This window comes from Geobacter grbiciae (genome assembly GCF_018531165.1).
Classification (GTDB): domain Bacteria; phylum Desulfobacterota; class Desulfuromonadia; order Geobacterales; family Geobacteraceae; genus Geobacter; species Geobacter metallireducens.
Genome location: NZ_JAHDIW010000025.1, coordinates 1 through 21634, shown reverse-complemented (window position 1 = coordinate 21634; position 21634 = coordinate 1). Strand labels below are relative to the sequence as shown.

At 56.3% G+C, this 21634-nt stretch carries 16 protein-coding genes; 13 read left to right on the top strand and 3 right to left on the bottom strand.

Features of this window, described 5'->3' with window-relative positions:
• The first annotated feature begins 33 nt into the window (after positions 1-33).
• The 10 genes from KJB29_RS18085 to KJB29_RS18040 all read left to right on the top strand — a co-directional run bounded on the left by KJB29_RS18085 (position 34) and on the right by KJB29_RS18040 (position 12535).
• Positions 34-870: an enoyl-CoA hydratase-related protein gene (locus tag KJB29_RS18085; protein WP_215735723.1), complete on the top strand. Its 837-nt coding sequence runs from the start codon at positions 34-36 to the stop codon at positions 868-870.
• Between the two features lie 41 nt (positions 871-911).
• On the top strand, positions 912-1769 hold the full coding sequence (locus KJB29_RS18080; RefSeq protein WP_215735722.1) for an amidohydrolase family protein: 858 nt from the start codon (positions 912-914) through the stop codon (positions 1767-1769).
• A gap of 323 nt (positions 1770-2092) precedes the next feature.
• Positions 2093-3892: a sigma 54-interacting transcriptional regulator gene (locus KJB29_RS18075; RefSeq protein ID WP_215735721.1), complete on the top strand. Its 1800-nt coding sequence runs from the start codon at positions 2093-2095 to the stop codon at positions 3890-3892.
• A 592-nt stretch (positions 3893-4484) separates the two neighbouring features.
• Positions 4485-5810 carry a succinyl-CoA:cyclohexane-1-carboxylate CoA transferase gene (locus KJB29_RS18070; RefSeq protein ID WP_215735720.1) on the top strand — a complete coding sequence of 442 codons (1326 nt, stop codon included), beginning with the start codon at positions 4485-4487 and terminating at the stop codon, positions 5808-5810.
• Between the two features lie 185 nt (positions 5811-5995).
• Complete coding sequence (locus KJB29_RS18065) at positions 5996-7093, top strand: NAD(P)-binding domain-containing protein (protein WP_246562011.1); 1098 nt, start codon at positions 5996-5998, stop codon at positions 7091-7093.
• Positions 7068-8897 (top strand): DNA mismatch repair endonuclease MutL, encoded by a 1830-nt coding sequence (gene mutL, locus KJB29_RS18060; RefSeq protein WP_246562009.1) that lies wholly within the window; start codon positions 7068-7070, stop codon positions 8895-8897. Before KJB29_RS18065 ends, mutL begins: the two co-directional genes overlap by 26 nt.
• 10 nt (positions 8898-8907) lie before the next feature.
• The gene (gene miaA / locus KJB29_RS18055) at positions 8908-9837 is read left to right on the top strand and encodes a tRNA (adenosine(37)-N6)-dimethylallyltransferase MiaA (protein ID WP_215735717.1); all 930 of its coding nucleotides are present in this window, start codon (positions 8908-8910) and stop codon (positions 9835-9837) included.
• Between the two features lie 11 nt (positions 9838-9848).
• Positions 9849-10073 (top strand): RNA chaperone Hfq, encoded by a 225-nt coding sequence (gene hfq, locus KJB29_RS18050; RefSeq protein WP_004514053.1) that lies wholly within the window; start codon positions 9849-9851, stop codon positions 10071-10073.
• Positions 10074-10127: 54 nt separating this feature from the next.
• Complete coding sequence (locus KJB29_RS18045; protein ID WP_215735716.1) at positions 10128-11234, top strand: AI-2E family transporter; 1107 nt, start codon at positions 10128-10130, stop codon at positions 11232-11234.
• Positions 11234-12535, top strand: coding sequence for a DUF512 domain-containing protein (locus tag KJB29_RS18040; protein ID WP_215735715.1), 1302 nt, complete (start codon positions 11234-11236; stop codon positions 12533-12535). The genes KJB29_RS18045 and KJB29_RS18040 overlap by 1 nt, the downstream gene beginning before the upstream one ends.
• A 97-nt stretch (positions 12536-12632) precedes the next feature.
• On the opposite strand, the gene KJB29_RS18035 is transcribed toward KJB29_RS18040, so the two are convergent.
• Positions 12633-13655 carry a cytochrome c3 family protein gene (locus KJB29_RS18035; RefSeq protein ID WP_215735714.1) on the bottom strand — a complete coding sequence of 341 codons (1023 nt, stop codon included), beginning with the start codon at positions 13653-13655 and terminating at the stop codon, positions 12633-12635.
• 162 nt (positions 13656-13817) lie between these two features.
• Here KJB29_RS18035 and KJB29_RS18030 point away from each other — a divergent pair, with 162 nt between their 5' ends.
• From KJB29_RS18030 to KJB29_RS18020, 3 genes are all read left to right on the top strand, one after another.
• The gene (locus tag KJB29_RS18030; RefSeq protein WP_215735713.1) at positions 13818-14354 is read left to right on the top strand and encodes a DUF4124 domain-containing protein; all 537 of its coding nucleotides are present in this window, start codon (positions 13818-13820) and stop codon (positions 14352-14354) included.
• Between the two features lie 105 nt (positions 14355-14459).
• Positions 14460-15332: a ThiF family adenylyltransferase gene (locus KJB29_RS18025; protein ID WP_215735712.1), complete on the top strand. Its 873-nt coding sequence runs from the start codon at positions 14460-14462 to the stop codon at positions 15330-15332.
• 2 nt (positions 15333-15334) lie between these two features.
• On the top strand, positions 15335-16384 hold the full coding sequence (locus KJB29_RS18020) for a nitroreductase family protein (RefSeq protein ID WP_215735711.1): 1050 nt from the start codon (positions 15335-15337) through the stop codon (positions 16382-16384).
• A 5-nt stretch (positions 16385-16389) separates the two neighbouring features.
• On the opposite strand, the gene KJB29_RS18015 is transcribed toward KJB29_RS18020, so the two are convergent.
• Positions 16390-17715 carry a hypothetical protein gene (locus KJB29_RS18015; protein WP_246561996.1) on the bottom strand — a complete coding sequence of 442 codons (1326 nt, stop codon included), beginning with the start codon at positions 17713-17715 and terminating at the stop codon, positions 16390-16392.
• Between the two features lie 135 nt (positions 17716-17850).
• A partial coding sequence (locus KJB29_RS18010; RefSeq protein ID WP_215735710.1) for a COG1470 family protein occupies positions 17851-21634 on the bottom strand: 3784 nt, incomplete at its 5' end.

The following is a 21634-nucleotide window of genomic DNA, read 5'->3' as shown; positions in this document are numbered from 1 at the left end:
CACCTCTTTTTTTATGGGAGTATGATATCCAGTATGAACGGTGAAGCATTGAATACGGTGGCTGTGCCGCAGTTGCAGGATTCATCCCTGGAACTGCACGGGGGGGTGGCTGTCCTTACCTTCCAGCGGGACGATGTGCGCAACGCCCTGACCGGAACAGCCCTTGTCGACGATATCGTGCGGACGGTGCAGTGGGCCAACACCTCGGCGGAAGTCTCGGTGCTGGTTGTCACCGGCGCGGGGGCGGCCTTTTCTTCCGGCGGCAATGTCAAGGAGATGCAGGAAAAGAGTGGCATCTTCGCCGGCGGGCCCATCGAGGTTCAGGACCAGTACCGGCGCGGCATTCAGCAGGTTCCGCTGGCCCTCCACAAAGCGGAGATCCCGGTCATTGCCGCCGTCAACGGCCCGGCCATGGGGGCCGGTCTCGACCTGGCCTGCATGTGCGATATCCGCATCGCCTCGGACAAGGCTTTGATTGGAGGAACCTTCATCAATCTCGGCATCATTCCGGGGGATGGGGGCGCCTGGTTCCTGCCACGCCTTGTGGGGTGCCAGCGGGCAGCGGAGATGCTGTTCACCGGAAGGGTCATGAAGGCTGCGGAAGCGCTGCAACTGGGCCTGTTCCTGGAGGTCGTGGAACCGGAGGAGTTGCTCCCGCGGGCACGGGAGCTGGCCGGTCAGATTGCCGCCAAACCACCCCAGGCATTGCGGCTGATGAAGCGTCTGCTCAAACTGGCCCAGCGCAGCGACCTGCCGGATTTCCTCGATGCGACCGCCTGTTTCCAGGCCATAGCCCACCAGGCGGACGATCATCTGGAGGCGGTCACGGCCTTTCTGGAGAAAAGGGCGCCCCGTTACAGCGGGCGGTAGTGGCCGTCCGTGTTGAATATTCAGCGGCCGGGAGCGCGATTATGACCTCTGAGATTATCGATGTCCACATGCATTGCTTTGTGGGACGCCAGCAGGAGACGGCTCTTGCCCGCGATATCGCCCTACTGCGCCGTGAAGGGCTCAGGCGGATGGTCGTCGCTGGTCTGGTGAATACCCAGCCGGATCCTGAAACCACCTGGAACCTGATTCCCGATTACGTCGAAAATCATGGGGATCCCCATTTCAACGAAACGGACGATTTGCTGGCGCTCGCGGAATCCGTGGATCACGCCCTATTGCCGTTCGTCGATACGCGCTACCTGCGGGGCGACGTGGCGACAGCCCTTGACGGGTATATGGGGCAGGGGTTCAAGGGGATCAAGGGGATCTATCTACCAGATAACGAGAACGACCTCGGTGTCGGCAACGTGCCGGATACCCTCGGCATCAGTCTCGAACAGTACCGCCGCAGGGAATGGGACCTGTTTGCCTACGCCGAGAACCATGATCTTCCTCTGCTCTACCACATGGACGCCCGTCGGTACGGCGACGTGATGAAAGACCTTCTGGACGATTTCCCGCGGGTACGGGTCAATTTCCCCCATCTGGGGATCGGCCGCAAGGCGTTCAGCGCGTTTCTCGACCGCTACCCCAACATCTTTACCGACATTGCCGGCCTCCTGCCGTACATGCGGAGTAATCCCGCCAGTTACCGCGACTTCATCATGCACTATCCCGACCAGATCTGCTTCGGAACCGATACCTTTCTCTACCATGCCGGCTCTGCCCTTGACTACATCAGCATGGTCAGGGAGCTGAGATTGCCCGAAGAGATTGAGACCCAGGTGTTCAACGGTAATCCTGCAAGGTTCCTGGGGCGGGTATTATCCGCCGTATAGCATGGGTATACATTTGGTTGAAATAATGTTTTATTAATTGACAATAGTCTAACCTCTTGCATAAACTCGATTATATTGAACAGAACGATTACCTGGAATAGCCGCTGTCGTGATCCCGGTTAATAATTTTCAATATGAGGCTCATGCAAAACTACTGCGGGACCGGTCTGCGTTGTTGCCGCTCGCTCGAAAGCTCAACGTACCAACGGGTACGCCTCGCTTCCTCGCTCGCTTACGCCTAGCATCCCGGCCTCCTCATGACGTTTTGCAAGAGCCTCAAAATGTGATGTTTGGTGTGTGGGTGCGTGAGGGGAAGGTTTTTCATGAAATGTGCCGATGATAATGCACTGGCCGGGTCGAACGGGAACCCATCGGCAGAGCCCGGCAGCGCAGGGGTTCTCAGGATAGACACCGACCTCGCCATTGTTTCTCTCGACGAGACCGCTGGGGGACTGTTGGGGGAAGCTCCGGAGACCCTGCTGGGAAAGAGAATCGGCGATGTAATCGATATGGCGAACCTCGGCAACCTCATGCGAGGCGGCATCAGTTTCAGTAACCAGGTCATAAAGGCGAAGACAGGCTCCATAGTTTGCGATTACGTGCCGATCATCGACGACGACCGGATCGTGGGCGGGGCACTCTCTCTCATTAGACTGCTCCCCGACGACCTCACCAACTCGACTGACGAGTTGGGCGAAATTCTTCGCTCCACCAATTCCTTCCTTAATTTTGACCATGACGGCATCATCGTTGTCGACCGCAAAGGGGTTGTGGTCCTGGTCAACCAGTCCTTCGCCAAGCTGTTCGACACGACCCCTCAGGCCATGATCGGCAAGCACATTCGCCAAGCCTACACTACTACCTCCCAACCCTCGCGCATGCCGATGGTCATGGAAACCGGCAAGCCCGAGATCGGAGTTGCCCATTACCTGAACGGCAAGCAGGTTTACGCTAGTATCTTCCCGCTTATCAAGGAGGGGAGGGTCATTGGTTGCGTGGGGAAGATCCTCTTCAGCGACATACGGGAGATCACTCTCATCGCCAACCGGTTGCAGGCCGCGGAGCCGCGGAAACAGCAGCGACTCACTTCGGGCGCCGAGATCCACTTCAAGTACGATATCAACAGTATCGTCGGCCAGAGCAAAAAGATCGTGGAGTTGAAGGAGACCCTGCAACGAGTCGCCCTCAAGACCTCCAACATTCTCCTGCGCGGGGAGAGCGGGACCGGCAAGGAGCTTTTCGCCCACGCCATTCATTCCGCCAGCAACCGGCGGTATGCGCCCTTTGTCAGCATGAACTGCGCGGCCATCCCCGAACACCTTCTGGAGTCGGAGCTTTTCGGCTATGTGGAGGGGGCCTTCACCGGCGCCAAGAAGGGAGGGCAGCTCGGGAGGTTCGAGCAGGCCCATACCGGCACCATCTTTCTTGACGAGATCGGCGACATGCCGCTCTACATGCAGGCCAAGATGCTGCGGTTGTTGCAGGAGAGGGAGCTGACGCCGCTGGGGAGCACGGTTTCGAGGAGTGTTGACGTCCGGGTGGTGGCAGCGACCAACAGCAACCTGGAGCAACAGGTCAAGGAAGGAAAATTTCGGGAAGACCTCTACTACCGGCTCAACGTGGTCACCTTCGCCATCCCTCCGCTTCGGGAGCGGAGGGAAGATATACCGTTGCTCATCAGCAGCTTCATATCCAAGTTCAACTCCGAATTCGGAACTGACGTGCAGGGACTCGATGACGACGCCTGGGACATCATCAGCCGCTACGACTGGCCCGGGAACATCCGCGAACTCCGTAACGTCATAGAAAGCGCTTTCAACGTTGTTGTCGGGCCTCTGATCAGAAGAGAGCATTTACCCGACCAGCTTTGCCGGCTCTTTCCCCGCGAAGGCGTAGAGTCCGCCCGTGTCGCTGCCTCGGGAGCCGAGGAGTTTATCCGCGCCAGCCTCGGCCAAAAAGACATCAGCCGGATTATCGACGACTTTGAAAAGCTCCTCATCCATGAGGCAATCGAACTCAGTCATGGGAATAAAGTCCACGCCGCCCATCTGCTGGGAATCTCCCGGCAGGGACTCTACAAAAAACTGCATAAGCATGCCGGTGAGGATGGCTGTCCGAACTGAACGCCTCATCCATCGTTACGAATCTCAATCATGTTGCCAATTAATGGTTTCCCCGATTCCCTGCCCGCTTTTACGTCTCCTCCGATTTCTTCCATACACCCCACCCTGAATCCGGTAAACAATGTTTTAAGACAAAACAGTTTACTAGCCTGAATAGGGGCATGAATTCGATTAAGCGTTCGTCCCTTTCCCGTGAGATAGCACGCAAACAGAGTAGTGACAACATTTGTTTACATTTGTTATTTATGCTGTAAACAATAAATATTGTAAGTGCTGACGAAGAGTTATGCTGATGTTGCAATTAATTACCATCTACCGTGTGACAACGTTGGTTTACTGTATAAATGTTAAAAATTACTTAATAGTTGGTTGGTGTTTGAGAATCCTGCGGATTTACAGGGTATTAGCGATGTTGTGGTGTTTTTTAAAAAAATAACATTGTTTGGTATCGCGATTGCTATAGGAAGTGTATCGATGTTTGGTGCGGAGGGGACATCGCCCATGAATGGAGAATGTCCCAAGGATGTATATGCGATTGGTGCAGTGAAGTGTCCAGTCCATCAGAACATACCCACATAGGGAGGTAACGGTCATGAACGTCGTCACACTGAGCAAAAAGAATTTCCAGCAGGAATACCAGCAGAAACTCTGTACAGCGGCGGAAGCAGCATCAATCGTGAGGTCTGGCGACCACCTCTGTTTTCCCCTCGGCGTGGGGGAGCCGACACTCCTCGTCAAGGCGTTGGCGGCACGCAAGCGCGAACTGGAAGGAGTTGTCGTCAACCAGCAGCACCACCTCTGCCCCGACTATTTCACCGAGGATTCGGTTCCCCACATCAAGGTCAACGCCTGGTTCACCAGCCACGTTTCCCGCGAGGCGGTCCAGAAGGGATGGGCCGACTTTGTCCCCAACCATTTCAGCGAGGTTCCCAAGCTGATGAGGGAGTATTGGCCCGTTGACGTGGCGGGAACGGTGGTTTCCCCCATGGACGAGTACGGTTACTTTACCTGCAGTCTCTCCGTGGGCTATACCATGGAGGCGATTAGAAAAGCCGTGCAGACTGGCGGCAAGGTTGTGGTGCAGGTGAACCCCCAATGCCCCCGTACACACGGCAACTGTCATATCCATATCTCGGAAGTTACCCACATCATTGAGTGCGATGAGCCCCTCAAGGAGCAGGATATTCCCCCCATCTCTCCCATCGAAGAGGCAATAGGCGGCTACATAGCGGAAATGATCGATGACGGGGCGACGGTCCAGATGGGGTGGGGCGGCATTCCCAACGCAGTCTGTAATGCTCTGCTCAAGAAGAAGGATCTGGGAATACACACCGAACTGATTTCCAATGGCATCGTCGACCTCATGCTCGCCGGTGCGGTAAACAATTCGCGCAAAAACCTTCACCGGGGCAAGACCGTCGGCACTTTTGCCTTGGGCACGCGGAAAGTCTTCGATTTTATGAACGAAAACCCGACGATCGAGATGCATCCCGTGGACTACGTCAATGATCCGTACGTTATCGGCCAGATCGACAACATGGTTGCCATCAATGCCACCATCCAGGTGGATCTGTTGGGGCAGTGCTGCTCCGAATCCTTCGGCCACCTGCAGTGGAGCGGCACCGGCGGACAGGCGGACTTCGCCCGCGGCGCCAACAGGTCCCGTGGCGGCAAGGCCTTCATCTGCACGGCGGCAACCGCCAAGAACGGAACAATATCGTGCATCGTGCCGACACTGGCGCCGGGGGCCTCCATCACCACCAGCAAGAACGATGTGGACCACGTGGTGACGGAGTTCGGGGTTGCCAAGCTCCGGGGCCAGACAGCCAGGCAGCGGGCCATGAACCTTATCAATGTCGCCCATCCCGACTTCCGGGGCGAGCTCATGGAGGCAGCCCGGAGAATGAACAGGATCTAGCAGCAATAAAGATTTGGCCCGGTACCCTCCCGGACTGGGACCAGCACCGTACGCCCGGAAGCAACTTTCCCGCAGCGTACGGTGCATTTTTATAGATGAACAGGCATGTGTGACCCGGAGAGAAATGCTCCGGGTTTTTTATTTTTGTGCTATGCTGAAGCGATTCATGAAAAATGGAGGTAGTCATGGGGAGTTTCGATGTGGTTATCGTCGGTGCCGGCCCGGCAGGAGTGGCGGCGGCCTATCTCTGCCACCGTGGTGGCCTCTCCTATATCCTGCTCGAACAGGGTAAGACCGTCTTTCAGGGGATTGCCAATACCTATCCCGAGGGGAAAAACGTCTACCCGTCGAAGCCCAAGGAAAATCCCGAGCCATTCCTCGTGGAGGAGCTACGTCCGCCCGACAAGCCGGTGGCCGTGGAAAAGTACATTCAGTACGTGCAACACTTCGTTCAGCACGAGAACCTCAACGTCCAGACCGAGGTGACCTTCGAGGATATCAAGGACAAGCGCGACCATCTGGTTGTCCATACCTCAAAGGGTAACTACAGGGCACGGAAGGTGATTCTCGCCTTCGGCAGCAGTATTCCCCGGGAGCTGACGGTCTACGGCGATGCAAAAATGGTCGCCACCTCACTGGACGATCCCCGCAAGTACGAGGGGGTGCGGACCCTGGTCATCGGAGGCGGCAACACGGCAGCCGACGTAATAATCTCCATTCTCAAGGCGAAACGCGAAGCCCAGGACACCCATCCGGTCTACTGGGCCCACGTGGCCGAGAAGTTCGACGTGAACAAGGAGACCGCCCAGCGGCTCGGCGAAGAAATACTCCTGGGGGGCAACATCCGCCTCCTCCCCGGCGCCATTCCCCGCATCGGGGAGGTGGACGAGGAGGGGGTCGACCGCCTTGTCATCCGGATCAACGAGTTCCGCCAGCCGGACGGCATCGAGATCTATCACGCCATGAGCTTTCCCATGAAAAGCGTCATCGCCTGCATCGGCTACCAGGGGCCGCTCCCCATCTTCGACAAGATCGGGATACAGACCATTGCCTGTGCCGAGGGGGTCTGCACCGTGGCCAAGGAAGGTGACCGGCTGATCCTTCTCACCGCCGAATACGAATCGACCCGCAAGGGGGTCTACGTCATCGGCGGCGCCATTTCACCATCGTTCATGAAGATTAGCGGCGGCAGCATCCAGGAGGAGAAGCACCCGAACCTTATCTATACCGCCATCAACGATGCCGCCCACGTGGTCGATGCCATCCGGAAGAAATTGGCCTGAGGGGGAGAGAGAACCCGTGTCAACCTGCATCAAAATCCTCCCTGAGAACCTGACCAACAAGATCGCCGCCGGCGAGGTGGTGGAGCGCCCTGCGTCGGTAGTGAAGGAGTTGGTGGAGAATTCCCTGGACGCCGGCTGTCGCGACATCATTGTCGAGATCGAGGCGGGGGGAAGGCGCCTCATCCGGGTCACCGACGATGGGAGTGGCATGTCCCGGGAGGATGCCCTCCTTTCCCTTGAACGCCACGCCACCAGCAAGATCGCCTCCGATGACGACCTCTTCTCCCTCGGCACTCTCGGTTTCCGGGGAGAGGCGCTCCCGTCCATTGCCTCCGTCTCCCGGTTCTCCCTTGCCACCCGCCAGCGGGGAGCCATCGAGGGAACGGAAATCTATGCCGAGGGGGGACGGATCAAAGAGGTGAAAGCTTGCGGCATGGCCGAGGGGACGGTCATCACCGTGCGGAACCTCTTTTTCAATACGCCGGCGCGGCTCAAGTTCATGAAGAGCGCCGAGACCGAGGCCGGCCATGTGGGGGATCTTCTCACCCGTCTCGCCATCTCCCGCCCCGAGGTGCGCTTCACCTATGTGAATGACGGCAAGACTGTTTTCCGGGCACTGAACGGCACCATGGAGGAGCGGGTGACGGCACTCCTGGGGCGCACCATTGCCGGCGCCCTGTACCCCCTGGACTCCACCGTGGAGGGGGTGGCGGTGCGAGGGCTCGTGGCCCGTCCCGACGTGAGCCGCTCTGCCGCAGGGCACCTCTATACCTTCATCAATGGCCGCTTCATCCGTGATCGGGTGGTGCAACACGCTGTCCTCCAAGCCTACCGCAACTTCCTGGAGCGGGGGCGCTACCCCGTGGTGGTCCTCTTTATTCAGGTGCCGGCAGGGGAGGTGGACGTGAACGTCCATCCCACCAAACATGAGGTCCGGTTCCGGCAACAGGGGGTCGTTCACGACGTGATCCAGGGGGTGATCGAGGAGGCGCTTCGACCGACCCCCTGGCTGCGCAAGGAATCGCCGTCAACAGTTCCCTCACCCGTCCCTGAACGTCGCGAGCCAGCCACGAGTTCGGAACGGGTCGCCGAGGTGCGGGAGCTTCTCGTCAACTACCGTCCCTCGCCGGCCCCAAGCCGTCCCTTCTTTCAGCCTCAGCCGCCTCCTGCCGTGCCTGCGCCGGCTCGCCCTGCGGAGGAGTCCGAATGCCCGAAGGAGCTGGGCTACTTCTCACGGCTTGCGATCATCGGGCAGTTTCATGCCTCCTACATTCTCTGCCAGGACGGAAGCGACCTGGTCATCATCGACCAGCACGCGGCCCACGAACGGGTGGCCTTCGAGCGCCTCAAGGCCCAGTTCGCGGCCGGCGGGGTGGAAGGGCAGGGGCTCCTCTTCCCCGACACCCTGGAGCTCTCTCATCGTGAGGCGGCGGAACTGTGCGAACATGGCGAGGAGCTGCGCCGCATCGGGTTTGATCTTGATGAGTTTGGCGGCACCACCTGGGTGGTGAAAGGTGTGCCGCGGCTTCTGGCCGGGAAGGACTATCTCCGCATCATGAGGGATACCCTGGAGGAGTTCCTGGCTGTCGGTGCGAACCGTTCCGTTGCCGACGCCGTGGAGGAGATCCTTACCCGCATCGCCTGCCACAGCGTGGTGCGGGGAGAACACCCCCTCACCACCGCCCAGATCGAGGCCCTGTTCGCCCAGATGGACGCCACCGACTACTCCACCAACTGCCCCCACGGCCGCCCTGTCCTTCAGCGGCTCACCCTTGCCGAGGTGGAGCGGATGTTCAAACGGTAGGAGTGATGGCGTGAAGGAAGAAGAAAAGACCAGGCTCGTCATCGTCCAGGGACCCACGGCCTCGGGAAAGTCGGCGTTGGCCCTGGAGCTTGCCGAGCGGATCGGCGGCGAGATCGTCAACGCCGATTCCATGCAGGTCTATCGGGGCATGGACATAGGCACCGCAAAGCCTTCCCAAGAGGAGCGCCGGCGGGTTCCCCACCACCTCTACGACATCGTCGATCCCAAGGTGAATTTCACCGCCGCCGACTTTCGCGAGTACGCAGCCCGGGCGATCGGGGAGATTGAGCGTCGGGGAAAGCGGGTCATTCTGGTGGGTGGCACTGGTCTCTACATCAGGATCCTGACCCATGGACTCGTGGCTTCTCCCGGCGGAGACGAGAATATCCGTCGCAAGCTGGAAAATCAGGCTCACAGCGAAGGCTTGGAGTCCCTGCACCGGCGCCTCGCCGCGGTCGATCCCGTAGCTGCAGCCCGGCTTCACCCCAACGACGGCGTCCGGATCGTGCGGGCACTGGAGGTCTTTCTCCTGACGGGACGTCCCCTGTCGGCCTTTCAGGAAGCGCACCGCTTTGCCGACGAGCCCTACCACTGCCTCAAGCTCGGCATTTCCGTCGAGCGGGAGCTTCTTTACCGGCGGGTGGAGGAGCGGGTGGACCGGATGATGGCTGATGGTTTCGTCGGGGAGGTGAGGGGACTCCTGTCAGCAGGGTATCCCGCAACCCTCAAGGCCATGGGCTCCATTGGCTACCGGGAAATCTGCGCTCATCTTGCCGGTGAATTCTCCCTTGATGAGGCCGTGCGGCTCATCAAACAGAACACGCGACAGTATGCAAAACGCCAGATGACGTGGTTTCGCCGGGATTCGGAAATTATCTGGGTTGAATATCCAGGGAAGTTTGATAGTATCTTGAGTACTGTCATGGGATTTTATCATTAAAGGAGCGGCATATGGCAAAAGCACCGTTCAACATCCAGGATCAATACCTCAACCAGTCGCGGAAAGAGCGGATCAAGGTTGCTGTTCGGCTCATGTCGGGAGAAAAACTCGAAGGGTACATCAAGTCATTCGACAATTTCTCGGTTCTCATGGAGATCCAGGGCGACATGCTGATTTACAAGCATGCCATTTCGTCCATCACCTCCGTTGACGGCACCTTTAAACTTCACCAGTAATCCCCTTCCACCGGGGCGTATCCGGCCCTTTCCCCTTCGCCGGGGGAGGGCCGGTTGCGTCTTGCCGGCAGTTATTTTTCCGTGACCACCTATCTCAAAGAATACTCTCCATTCATTATTGTCGGGGTGCTCGTCCTGGCGGGGCTTTTCTTTGCCTGGTCGCTCAGTTCCATCTTCCTTCCGGTGCTTCTCGCCCTGATCCTCGCCTATGTGCTCAATCCGGTCGTGTCATGGCTGGAGGGGAAGCGGGTCCCTCGGGGCGTGGCAATCCTGCTGGTCATGGCCGGGATTGTTGTCGGCTTTGTGGGGGCGTTCGCCTTCTTTGCCGGTTCCATCCAGAACGAGCTGGCGGCGGTGCAGATCAACCTCCCCGATTACGCAAACCGTTTTTACGGTCTTATCCCCGAGAAGGTGAAGGTTTATCTCCAGATTGAAACCCCGGACAAGCTCTACCGGCAGGTGGACCGGATGCTGAATGAATTGCGCGGCATCTCTTTCGATATTGCCCGTGGGGCCTATGATTTCGTGAAAAAGGCCTTCTCGTCGACCCTGGGATTCATCCTGACCGTGGTCGGCTATTTCATCACGCCGGTTTACCTCTACTACTTCCTGGCCGATATGCCCCATTTCAAGGAGGGGGCTCTGAAACTGGTGCCCGCGCGTTCCCGGGAGACGGTAACCGGTCTCGGCGGCGAAATCGATGGTGTCCTTTCCGCTTTCGTGCGGGGACAGCTCTCGGTCTGCGCCATTCTGGCGGTCCTTTACAGCATCGGCCTTTCCCTGATCGGCATTGACTTGGCAATCGCCATTGGGACTCTCTCCGGCATCCTCTTCATTATCCCCTATGTGGGGACCATCTTCGGGATTGTGGTGTCCATGATCATGGCTTTCCTCAAATTCCACGACCTGCTCCATCCGCTCCTCTGTCTCGGCTGGTTTGTGATCGTGCAGGCCATCGAAGGGGCGCTCATCACCCCTGCCATCGTCGGCAACAGGGTGGGGCTCCATCCGGTGGTTGCAATTATCGCTCTTTTTATCGGTGGGCAGTGGTTCGGCATTTTCGGCATGCTTCTGGCGGTTCCCGTGGCCGCCGTTCTGAAGGTTTTTCTCCGCCACCTCACCGGCTGGTATCTCACCACTCCATTCTACCGGGGGACCTGATGGAAGGACTTCTTATCGACTATGTTCAGCCGGGGAGTATTGCCGAAGAGCTGGAAATTGAGGCCGGTGACCGTCTTGTGGCCATAAACGGCCAGGATCTCCGCGATATTATCGATTTTTCGTTCTATGCCCATGACGAGGAACTCACTCTGGAGGTTGTGAAACCCTCAGGGGAGCACTGGGAGGCGGAGATCGAGCGAGACGGCGATGAGCCTCTGGGCCTCGTCTTTGCTTCGCCCGTTCCGGCCCAGTGCGGGAACAAGTGTGTCTTCTGCTTTGTCCACCAGCTTCCCAAGGGGCTGCGGCGCCCCCTCTACGTGAAGGATGAGGACTACCGCCTCTCCTTCCTCTATGGCAACTACGTGACCCTGTCCAATATCGACCGTGTAGACCTGGACCGGATCGTCGCCCAGCGTCTCTCTCCCCTCTATATTTCGGTCCACGCAACGAACCCTGCTCTGAGGGAACGGCTCCTTGGCCGCACGGAGATCCTGCCGATTCTCGACGTGATGCGGGAACTGGCTGCTGCCCGTATTGTCATGCATACCCAGATCGTCCTCTGTCCCGGCCTAAACGACGGCATCGAACTTGAGAAGACTGTCCGGGATCTGGCCGGACTTCACCCCTGGGTTGAATCCCTTGCCATTGTCCCGGTTGGCATCACGAAACACCGGCGTGGGCTTCCCGCGCTGGAACCAGTAACGACCGGCTATGCAGAGGCCTTCATTCGTACCTGGCAGCCTGCGGCGGAGCGCCTGGAGCGCGAGTTGGGAGCGCCGTTTCTCTTTATTGCCGATGAGTTCTACATCAAGTCCGGACTCCCGTTTCCGCCCCTTGAAATCTATGGCGACTTACCTCAAATCGAGAATGGTGTTGGCATGATTCCGCTTTTTCTCGACGAGGCAGAGCGTGTCCTCAAGAAAGCCCGGAAGGGGAAGCCAGTCACTGTCACCGTCGTAACCGGCGAATCCCCCTATCGCTATCTGGCTGCATTTCTCGAAAAGCTCTCTGCCAGAACGGGGGCCACTTTCAAACCCGTGGCGGTCCATAACCGACTCTTTGGTGAATCGGTTACGGTGACCGGCCTCGTTGCCGGCAGCGATATCGTCGAAGAGTTGTCGGGAAGGGATCTTGGTGATGCGGTCTTGGTTCCCGATGTGATGCTCAAGGAAGGGGAGGGCATTTTTCTGGATGACCTGTCGGTGGATGGCCTGGAAAAGTCTCTCGGGACCCGTGTGTTAGTTGTTGAGGCAACACCTCGGGGGGTAGTGGATGCGTTGAGGCGGGTGCGGTCCCTGTAGATCGTTGCCGCTTGTTTATTCAGTGGCGCCACAAACAGAAACGGCGGAGTGTCCCTAACACTCCGCCGTTTCTGTTATGCGTATAATTACCTTGGTTTTACATGTTGTGACACTTGACGCAGTCGTCCTTCACCGAGAAGGCGTCCTTGCCGTTGTGGCATGTGCCGCAGGAAGCGCCCGCTTCCATCTGGGCCATGGTGGCAGAGGAAGCACCCTTCCTGTATTTGAATATCTTGGTGTGGCAATCAGCACACTTGAACATCTCGAGATGGATCCCATGGTCGAAGAAAGCCTCGCCGACGCTCGTCTTGTAGGTCAGCTTGCCCGGCTTGAGGCCTGGGTGGCATTTTGAACAGTCTCCGGTGGAGGCAAAGGCGTCCTTGCCGTTATGGCAGGCCCCGCAGGATTTGCCATTCGCCATGTCGGCCATGGTGTTATGTTTGGCGCCGGCCCGATATACGAAGAGCTTTGTGTGGCAGTTGGCACATTTGTACATGCCAAGATGGAACTCATGGCTGAACGTGGCGTCGGCAACTCCCTTGATCTTGAACGCTACGGTTTTCGGTGGCGCCATTCCCTGGTGACACTTGCCGCAGTTGCCGGAAACTGTAAACGCCTTCTTGTCGTCGTGGCAGGCACCGCAGGATTTCCCTTTCTCCATCTGGGCCATGGTAACCTTCTTGACACCAACTATGTTCGGGTTGCCATGGCAGGTACGGCATTTGCCACCGAGCTTGGGAACATGGATCTCATGCTTGAAAACTGCTTGAGTGGCCCCCTTCATCTTGAATACTACTGGGCGGGGTTTCCCCCTGTGGCAACGGACGCAATCAGCGTCATCGGCAACACTGAAAGCTTTGATACCGGTGTGGCAGGCGCCGCACGACTTACCTTTTTCCATCTCGAGCATTGTGTAACGTTTACGGTTTTTAAGATTGAAAAGGGTGTTATGACAAATACGGCAGTTGTTGTTATACTTGGCAAGGTGATAGTCGTGGCTGAAAACGACAGGTTCCGCGTTCCTGAGCTTGAAGGTTATCTCTTTGGTTTCCTTGGCCGTTGCCGGCAATACACAGGCAAGGAAGAGTATACAGGTGATCGAGATTGAGCGAAGATTCATGACGTGCCCCTCATATAGTGAAGTTCGGCTGATAGACTGTTTATAAACGTCGTACTATACACTTGAGGTACTTGGTCGTCAACGCAAAATAGCCAGTTGCCATGCGGCATTGGGGCTGATTGTAGAGCATGAGGAGGCATTGATGCGGAGGTGGCAAGAACTATGAAACAACTTATCATCGCTTTGGCAGTGGTGACGGCGTTCAGTGGTGCTGCCCGGGCTGATACCTATCGGTGGGTTGACGATAAAGGGGTTGTCAATTTTACCGATAACCCCGACCTGATACCATCCAAGTACCGGAAGCGTGTCCGGAAGAGTCCATCGATGACAAGCCCGGCGCCCTCATTGGAAAGTACAACGCCAAAGCCTCTCTCGCAACCGCAGTCACCGTCCGTATTAAAAGGTTCGGCGCCGAAACTCCCCGGCGGTTTTTCCGAGCAAGAGTGGCGCTCGCGATTTGCGACGCTTCGCTCTGAGTTGAAAGCACTCCAAGACGGACTACCCAAGAAACGAGAGGCCCTCGACCAACTCCACCGCAAACGAACCATTTATCAGCGTCCCCAGGACAGGGTAGCCTACAATGAGCAAATGGAGAAGATCGAGAGGGATGAAGCGCGCATCAAGGAGTTGGAGGTACAGCTTTCCGCCCTTGATAACGAGGCAAGCAGGGCAGGGGTGCCGTTTGAGTGGCGGAATTGAAAGCGTCTTGCTGCTGGAATAACGGTGTGATAACTTTCAGGTGTGTTTGTTGTGACCTAAGGATACCGCTACACATTTTAATTTTACCATGGTGGAGGTTTATATATGGATAGCAATAGCCTTATTCGAAATGAATTTGCGCGAAACATAGGTCTCCTTACTGAAGAGGAGCAGAGACGACTACTGGCTTCTCGGATTGCGGTTGCCGGCGCGGGTGGGGTTGGAGGTCTCCATATTCTCACTTTGGCACGTCTTGGCATCGGCAGTTTCACTATCTCAGACCAGGACTCGTTTGATGTTGTTAATATCAGTCGGCAATTTGGGGCCTTCCATAGTACGCTCAATCGTAACAAGGCAGAAGTGCTTGCGGGGATGGTCAAGGATATCAACCCTCAGGCAGATGTTAGAGTGATTGAGGGGGGGGTGACAGAGGCAAATGTGCAAGAGTTTCTCGATGGAGCTAATGCCTTTGTAGATGGGATCGATTTCTTTGAAATCGACATCCGTCGTCTTATATTCAATACCTGTCGCGAAAAGGGGATTTTTGCCTTGACGGCCGCTCCGCTGGGGTTTGGTGCAACCCTACAGGTATTCGATCCATGCGGGATGAGTTTCGATGAGTATTTTGGCATTGACGATCAAACACCCCCCCTCGAAAAATTGGCTGCATTTGCGGCTGGTTTGACACCTAATCCATATCATCTTTCATATATTGATCCCTCCCGGGTGAACTTCAAACGTCGTACAGGACCGGCGGTATCCCCTGCCTGTACCATGGCAGCCTCACTGATAGCGACCGAATTAGTGAAGATTCTGACAGGGAAGGGAGAGTTGAGGGTAATTCCTTCCTATTTCCAGTTCGACATGCTTCTTAACAAGGTGAAAATGGGTAGGATAGCGCTGGGGGGCAAGAGCCCGACCCAGAGGAAAAAAAGACGTCTGATTCTCGAAAATCTGCTTATGAAGTCAGAGGAATAACCATGCGATACCAAGAACTGCTTAAAGCGGCAGTCCAGGCCCCTTCCGGAGACAACTGCCAACCGTGGCGGTTTGAGGTGAAGGGAGATCGGATCCGTATTTTCAACCTCCCTGAGCGTGATACCTCTCTTTTCAATTATCGCCAAAGGGCCTCTCTGGTCGCCCATGGTGCACTCATCGAAAACCTGGTTTTAGCTGCTGAGGCAAACGGGTATAGCGCAAATACTGTTCTTTTGCCTGATCCGACTAATCCTGAACTTGTTGCCATTGTTGATTTATTGCCCAGCGTTTCAAGTGATGCACGTCTTGCCTCCGCTATTCCTCAACGCTGCACAAATCGTCGTCAATACGATGGGACACTGCTCACTGATGAAGAACGACGCACTCTGCTCCACGCCGCTGAAGGCATGTCTGGTTCTGTTGTGCTTACTCACAACAAAAATGAACAATCTACAGTTGCTGACGTAATCGCCCTTAATGACAGGTTGGTTTTTGAGAATCAATACCTTCATGCGTTTCTTTTCGACCATATCCGTTGGGACGACCAAGAGGCTCGCGCAACATTGGACGGTCTTGACATCAAGACTCTCGATCTCGCCCCCCCAGACCGCCTCATGTTTCCTCTGCTCAAGAATTGGTCCCTTGTGAAGATACTTACCGCCGTGGGGGTGTCGCACATTATTGCTGCAAACGCCCGCAAGCTGGCTATGTCGGCAGGCGCCTTGGGAGCTGTTGTTGTCCCGGGCGGTTCTGATGAGGATTATCTGAATGCAGGCCGTATTCTTGAACGGATCTGGCTGGAGGCAACGCTTCTTGATCTCAGCTTCCAAGTCATGACAGGCATTACGTTCCTCATGCAAAGGATCGCCGATGGTGAGACGGAACATCTTTCTACCGATCAAGCGAAACTCGTTCTCGATAGCCGGGTAAAGCTGAAGAGTTTTGTGGGGAAAGATGATGGAGTTGTAGCCGTAATGTTCAGGGTTGGGAGAAGTGGTCCGCCGAGCGCCCGTTCACTGCGGATTCCACCAGAGCGATTGGTGAGCAACTGACATTGTTAAGGGCCAGATTTCGCTTCAAAGAGATGTAATTTCCCATCGTCAAGACGCATCAGAAAGTGAGGCCGATACGGCGAAGAGAAGAGAGAAGCCCCGTAGTACTCCTTCTCAGCATCCAATTTACCGAGTATCAGAGGTTCGCTCCATGCACCATCATTATAGCGGAGCATGGCTTCGCCCTGCCGCTGAAGCATCTCGTAGTTGCTCGTTTCGCAATCAATTCGCCGGTAGAGGACCCAGAGTCTATTAGTGAGCGATAGTCCAAACTCCTGGGTCCGCTCGACAAACCCCGGGAAATCCTGGAATGCTTTCCTCCCGTCCGCTGTTATCCGCACGATACTCACTAATGAGCGTTTGGCGAAAAAATAGGGTTCCATCCGTTGTGAAGGGCCTTGGCCGCAACTGCCGTTCATGAGGTTCCCGTCCCCATCGGTAGCATACAAGATTTCAGAACGCTTATTCTGATAGGCGAGAGCAATCGAATTGTTACCAGAATCGGCAATAGCGGTGAGATAGGGATATTCCCCTTCGGGTTCGTGGATTCCATCGTTCCTCCCTATGAAATCCGTTTTGACCCAATCGAGCTTAATCCCTTTTGTCGTCTCCGTCAGATGGAGGGCACTGATCTCATGATAGCTGTCCCGCTTAAAAAACGCCCAGATGCTTCCGTCGGCCGGGTGCTGTGCCATGGCCCATCGTGTCGCGACGGGTGTCCCTTCCTTGCCGGGTGCTGAGGTCGGGTAGTTGGTCGTAATTTCCCCCTTTGGGTTCACGTAGGCAAACCCCATATCCAACCGGCGATCCAGATGGTACTTAAACTGGTGCCAGACTGCGATAATGCCTCCGCTTGCAAGCTTCAGCAGTGCCCCAGGCCGAGTTTCTTCATCCCCTATATTGGTAATGGAAACACGTACCGCCTTGTCCGGCAATCGACTCCTACCGTTTGTCAACAGCCGATAATGGTGCAACGCGGCACGCCCCAATACACCTGACCATATCCAGAGATCGGTGGGGCTTGCCAGGAGATATTCGGCATTGGCACGGTCATTCAGATCAATACGGTCTGGGAATGGTATGTGTGACTCATTTCCAGAGCCATCATACATATAGATCCAGTCTCCGGAGGATTCCGTCCGATAGAGAAACGCCGATACTCCCCCGCAGGAGGCGATTCTCCCTGTACCCCATGGCAAGAGCTGCCCGTTCGTTGCAGAATTTGTAATGATCCGATTCTTCACGACATAGCCAGCATGGGCGTCTGGACGGAAATGCTGCATTATCAGCAGCCCGATGATGAGTACGGCAACAGCCCTGCTGACTCTCATGAACTCCTCCCCTGAGACTCTTACCACACTGACAATCAGTTTCAAGTACTGGTGAATCGTTGGGGTAATAAAAAAGGGAGATGGTTTCCCATCTCCCTTGGTACAGAGGAGCTAAATTATGCTGTGATTGCAGAATCAATCATGGTGATAACTATCACTGCTTTCGTGGTCGAAGAAGTTGAGGCAGCTTGATTCTCCGTCGTGCGAGCCGCAGTAGGTACTGCTGTAGTGGTCGTCGTCATAGCTTGAGCATGATGAAGACGATACCCGGCAGAACTTCCCGCCATTCAGGCTATACCCCTCCACAACGGTGAAGGAACCAATTCCCATCCCTGGATAGATCGGTTTGGAGCAATCAGTGTAGATCGTAGCCTTGTAGCTGTCGTTGACGTAGATCTTCACGTATTGTCCCATGGTGCCATTGGTGGACTTGCCGGTGAAGCTGAAGCTGCTGTCCGGTGCAACGGTGTCGTAGAACAGCATCTGGCCATTGCTGTCTTTCACGACGACCTTTGCAGTGCAATCACCAGTGTACTTGAGTACCAGCTTCGTTGTCCCGCCACTGCATTGACCGCAGGTCGGTGCGGGAGGAGGCGGAGGAGTGCATGAACCGCTCCCTCCGCACAGTTTGCCATTGATGTAGTCGTCGAGGATCAGGTACCAAGGTTCCGCCTGTTTCCAGGCGTAACTATCACCGGCAACTCCGCTCCCAACGGGGTGCAGGGCCATCCAGGCATCGGACTTGGCGATCGTGTCGGTTACGCAGGATGAGTCGCCGCAGCCCATGGCATCCAGTTTAGCAGCCACCAGTGCCTTGAACAGGGTGTAGGTCTTGTCTCCGCAGACCGGAGTGTTCATGAGGCTGATGGCCTGGGCCTTTGTATACGTGTTGCCTCCGATGGTGATTGATTCCACCGGCCAGGCCTCGGGGTGGTTCTTCCAGTAGCCGGGGGATTTCGGTGCGGTTCCGTCGCACCCGTAATAGTAGGCCTTGTCGGTATCAGTGGTGGTTACGCCGCCATAGGTTCCTGTTGCCGTAGCGGTGTTTACCTGGAGTCCGGCCTTGGCCGGCAGGGGCCCGATTATGCAGGTGAAGGAACCGTCGGGATCCAGCGCGGCCGGTATGGTGCAACTGCTTACGCTGTTCTTGTCGTCGGTGAGAGTGAGGTTCGTCAAGGTCGTTGATCCGGTATTGGTCACGACGTACTTGAAGTAGACCTTGCCGCATGTTGGTGAGGGATAACCGCCACTTCCGCTGCAGCTGGATTCCCAATCACTTTCCTCTCTTGAACGATATTCACACCGTGTCTTGTCATAACTGTCGTCACAGCGATAGTGCCGCTTGGAATCGCCGTGATCCCTGTCATGATCATCGCATCCGTAGGGACTGTTCTTGCACTGGTCGATGTCGCGCTCGTCGCACTTGCCATCGCGGTTGTAATCGGCGTGGTCCCTATCATGCTCATACTCGGCCTTATCCTGGCACGAGGTCTTGTAGGAGCTGTCGTCGCAACGGTACGTGCGTTTCCTGTTGCCGTGGTCGCTGTCAAACTTGTCGCAGGCATAAGGATTGGACTTGCAGTAGCTGATGTCGCGCTCGTCGCATCTGCCGTCGCGATTGTAGTCGCTGCGGTCCTTGTCGTTCCTGTTTTCCGAATACCGAATTGATTCGCAAAGGGTCTTGCTGGAGCTCTCATCGCACCGGTATGAGCGGGTGAAGTTATCATGGCCCTTGTCGTGCTTGATGCACTCCTCATCGTTCCCTTTGCAGTAGTCGATGTCGCGCTCGTCGCGCTTGCCATCGCGGTTGTAGTCGCTGCGGTCCTTCTCTTGCTCTTGGCTTGCGTAGGAACCACATGAATACTTGTTGTAGCTGTCATCGCACCGATAGGTGCGCTTGGTCAGCTTATGGTCCCTGTCGTGCTCGTCGCACCGCTCCTGCTCGTTCTTGCAGTAGTCAATGTCGCGCTCGTCGCACTTGCCGTCGTGGTTGTAGTCGCTGTCATCCTTGTCATGCTCGCGCTGAGCGTAGGAATCGCATGAGTCCTTGTTGTAACTCTCGTCGCACCGGTAGGTGCGCTTGCAGTTGTTGTGATCACGATCGTGCTTCACGCAAGAGTCTTTGTTGTTAACGCAGTAATCGATGTCTCTTTCGTCGCGCTTGCCGTCGTGATTGTAGTCACTGCGATCCTTGTCGTCCTCCTGCCGGACCTTGTCCTCGCATGATGCCTCGTTGGAGCTGTCGTCGCAGCGGTAGGTGCGCTTGCCGCTGCCATGATTCTTGTCGTGCTGATCGCAAGCAGAGCGGTTGTACTTGCAGTAGTCGATGTCGCGCTCATCGCACTTGCCATCGTTGTTGTAATCTCCGTCATCCTTGTCGTGCTCTGTGCGTGCCATATCCTCGCACTTCCCGCCGCTGGTGCTGTCGTCACACCGGAAGCGCCGTTTGAGGTTGCCACGGTCCCTGTCAAACGAGTCACAGGATGACTTGTTGCTTTGGCAGTAGGCTACGTCGCGCTCGTCACATTTCCCGTCGCGGTTATAGTCGCTACGCTCCTTGTCAGACTTCTCCTCATCTTTCTTCTTGCTTTCGCACGTGGCCTTGCTGTAACTGTCGTCGCACCTGTAAGACCGCGTAGCGCTGTGATGGTCCGCATCGTGCCGGTCGCAGGTGGATTTGTTGTACCTGCAGTAATCGATGTCGCGCTCATCACACTTGCCATCGTTGTTGTAGTCGCTGTGATCCCGCTCGTGCGCGTCCTCTGCCTTGTCTTCGCAGTAGGACTTGTTCGAGCTGTCATCGCAGCGGTGCTTGCGCTTGTTGCTACCATGCTCGGAGTCGTGCCTGTCGCAGTCGTCCTTGTTGGACTTGCAGTAATCGACGTCTCGCTCATCGCACTTGTTGTCGTGGTTATAGTCGCAGTGCTCCTTGTCGTATTCCTCTTCGCAGGTGGCACACAGCGCGACCTTGAGGACATCACTGCTGTCCGTGTGGAACCAGGTTTTGCCGTCAGTCGAGATGTACTTCAGAATGTCGATGTGCGGAACCCGCGGGTTGCAGTAGTGGCTGAGGTCGGAGTCCTGGGCCATCACTCCCATGAAGTTACCAGTTGCGGTTCCCTTGTTCTCGTAGAGCGGCGTGTCGGGGGTGCTGCCGCAGTAGCCCTTGAGCATGCTGGTGGAGAGGTCAACGGCGGTGCCAGATGCCGTACAGGTCATCTTTGCTCCGGCAATGAGAGTGGTCTGAGGACAACTTACGGAGACACCCTTGTCGTCGGCTACCATCACGTTGGTGAGCTGGAAGTCCCCGCAGTTGGTAACCTCATAGGTCCAGTTGACTGCTCCACCGGGCATGATCTGCGGGAAGTCGTTTGGCTTGGTCGGATCGTTTGCATCGAATCCGTTGGTCTTCTTGACGATGTCGATGCAGGGCTTCGAACCAAAATAGTGGCTCGGATCCTCATCCATCACGGTGATGCCGTTGTATTGACCGGTTACCTTGCCCTTGTTGGCATACTGCCCTTCCATGGCGGTGCCGGTCATGAAGCATGTCATGGACTCCAAGGGAGCCAGGACAGTCTTGGGACAGGTGACTGCGCCGAGTTTGTCATCTGTTACCGCAACGCCGGTGAGATCCACGTCGCCGGTGTTGGTAACCACGTACTTCCACTCGACCGTGCCGCCAACGGGAATCTTCGGACCGGTTGGAGTGTCGGCGTCTTCACCGTTAGTGTACTTCTCAATGTCGATCTTCGGTATCTTGACGGAGGAGTCGTCGCAGTCGGAGACCGTGGTGCCGTTGGCCGAGCCCGATACGCATGCCGTGTTGGTGAAGCTGCTCGTGACGTTGAACGCGGTGCAGGTGTAGGAAGTGCTGGCACCGGCGGCCAGGTTTCCGATGGTCTTGGCGCAGCCGGGG

What these genes read in the sequence shown, in the direction of transcription:
- KJB29_RS18085 (WP_215735723.1), top strand. Translation starts at nt 34, where the DNA reads ATGAACGGTGAAGCATTGAATACGGTGGCTGTGCCGCAGTTGCAGGAT.
- KJB29_RS18080 (WP_215735722.1), top strand. Translation starts at nt 912, where the DNA reads ATGACCTCTGAGATTATCGATGTCCACATGCATTGCTTTGTGGGACGC.
- KJB29_RS18075 (WP_215735721.1), top strand. Translation starts at nt 2,093, where the DNA reads ATGAAATGTGCCGATGATAATGCACTGGCCGGGTCGAACGGGAACCCA.
- KJB29_RS18070 (WP_215735720.1), top strand. Translation starts at nt 4,485, where the DNA reads ATGAACGTCGTCACACTGAGCAAAAAGAATTTCCAGCAGGAATACCAG.
- KJB29_RS18065 (WP_246562011.1), top strand. Translation starts at nt 5,996, where the DNA reads ATGGGGAGTTTCGATGTGGTTATCGTCGGTGCCGGCCCGGCAGGAGTG.
- mutL (WP_246562009.1), top strand. Translation starts at nt 7,068, where the DNA reads ATGCCATCCGGAAGAAATTGGCCTGAGGGGGAGAGAGAACCCGTGTCA.
- hfq (WP_004514053.1), top strand. Translation starts at nt 9,849, where the DNA reads ATGGCAAAAGCACCGTTCAACATCCAGGATCAATACCTCAACCAGTCG.
- KJB29_RS18040 (WP_215735715.1), top strand. Translation starts at nt 11,234, where the DNA reads ATGGAAGGACTTCTTATCGACTATGTTCAGCCGGGGAGTATTGCCGAA.
- KJB29_RS18035 (WP_215735714.1), bottom strand. Translation starts at nt 13,655, where the DNA reads ATGAATCTTCGCTCAATCTCGATCACCTGTATACTCTTCCTTGCCTGT.
- KJB29_RS18030 (WP_215735713.1), top strand. Translation starts at nt 13,818, where the DNA reads ATGAAACAACTTATCATCGCTTTGGCAGTGGTGACGGCGTTCAGTGGT.
- KJB29_RS18025 (WP_215735712.1), top strand. Translation starts at nt 14,460, where the DNA reads ATGGATAGCAATAGCCTTATTCGAAATGAATTTGCGCGAAACATAGGT.
- KJB29_RS18020 (WP_215735711.1), top strand. Translation starts at nt 15,335, where the DNA reads ATGCGATACCAAGAACTGCTTAAAGCGGCAGTCCAGGCCCCTTCCGGA.
- KJB29_RS18015 (WP_246561996.1), bottom strand. Translation starts at nt 17,715, where the DNA reads ATGAGAGTCAGCAGGGCTGTTGCCGTACTCATCATCGGGCTGCTGATA.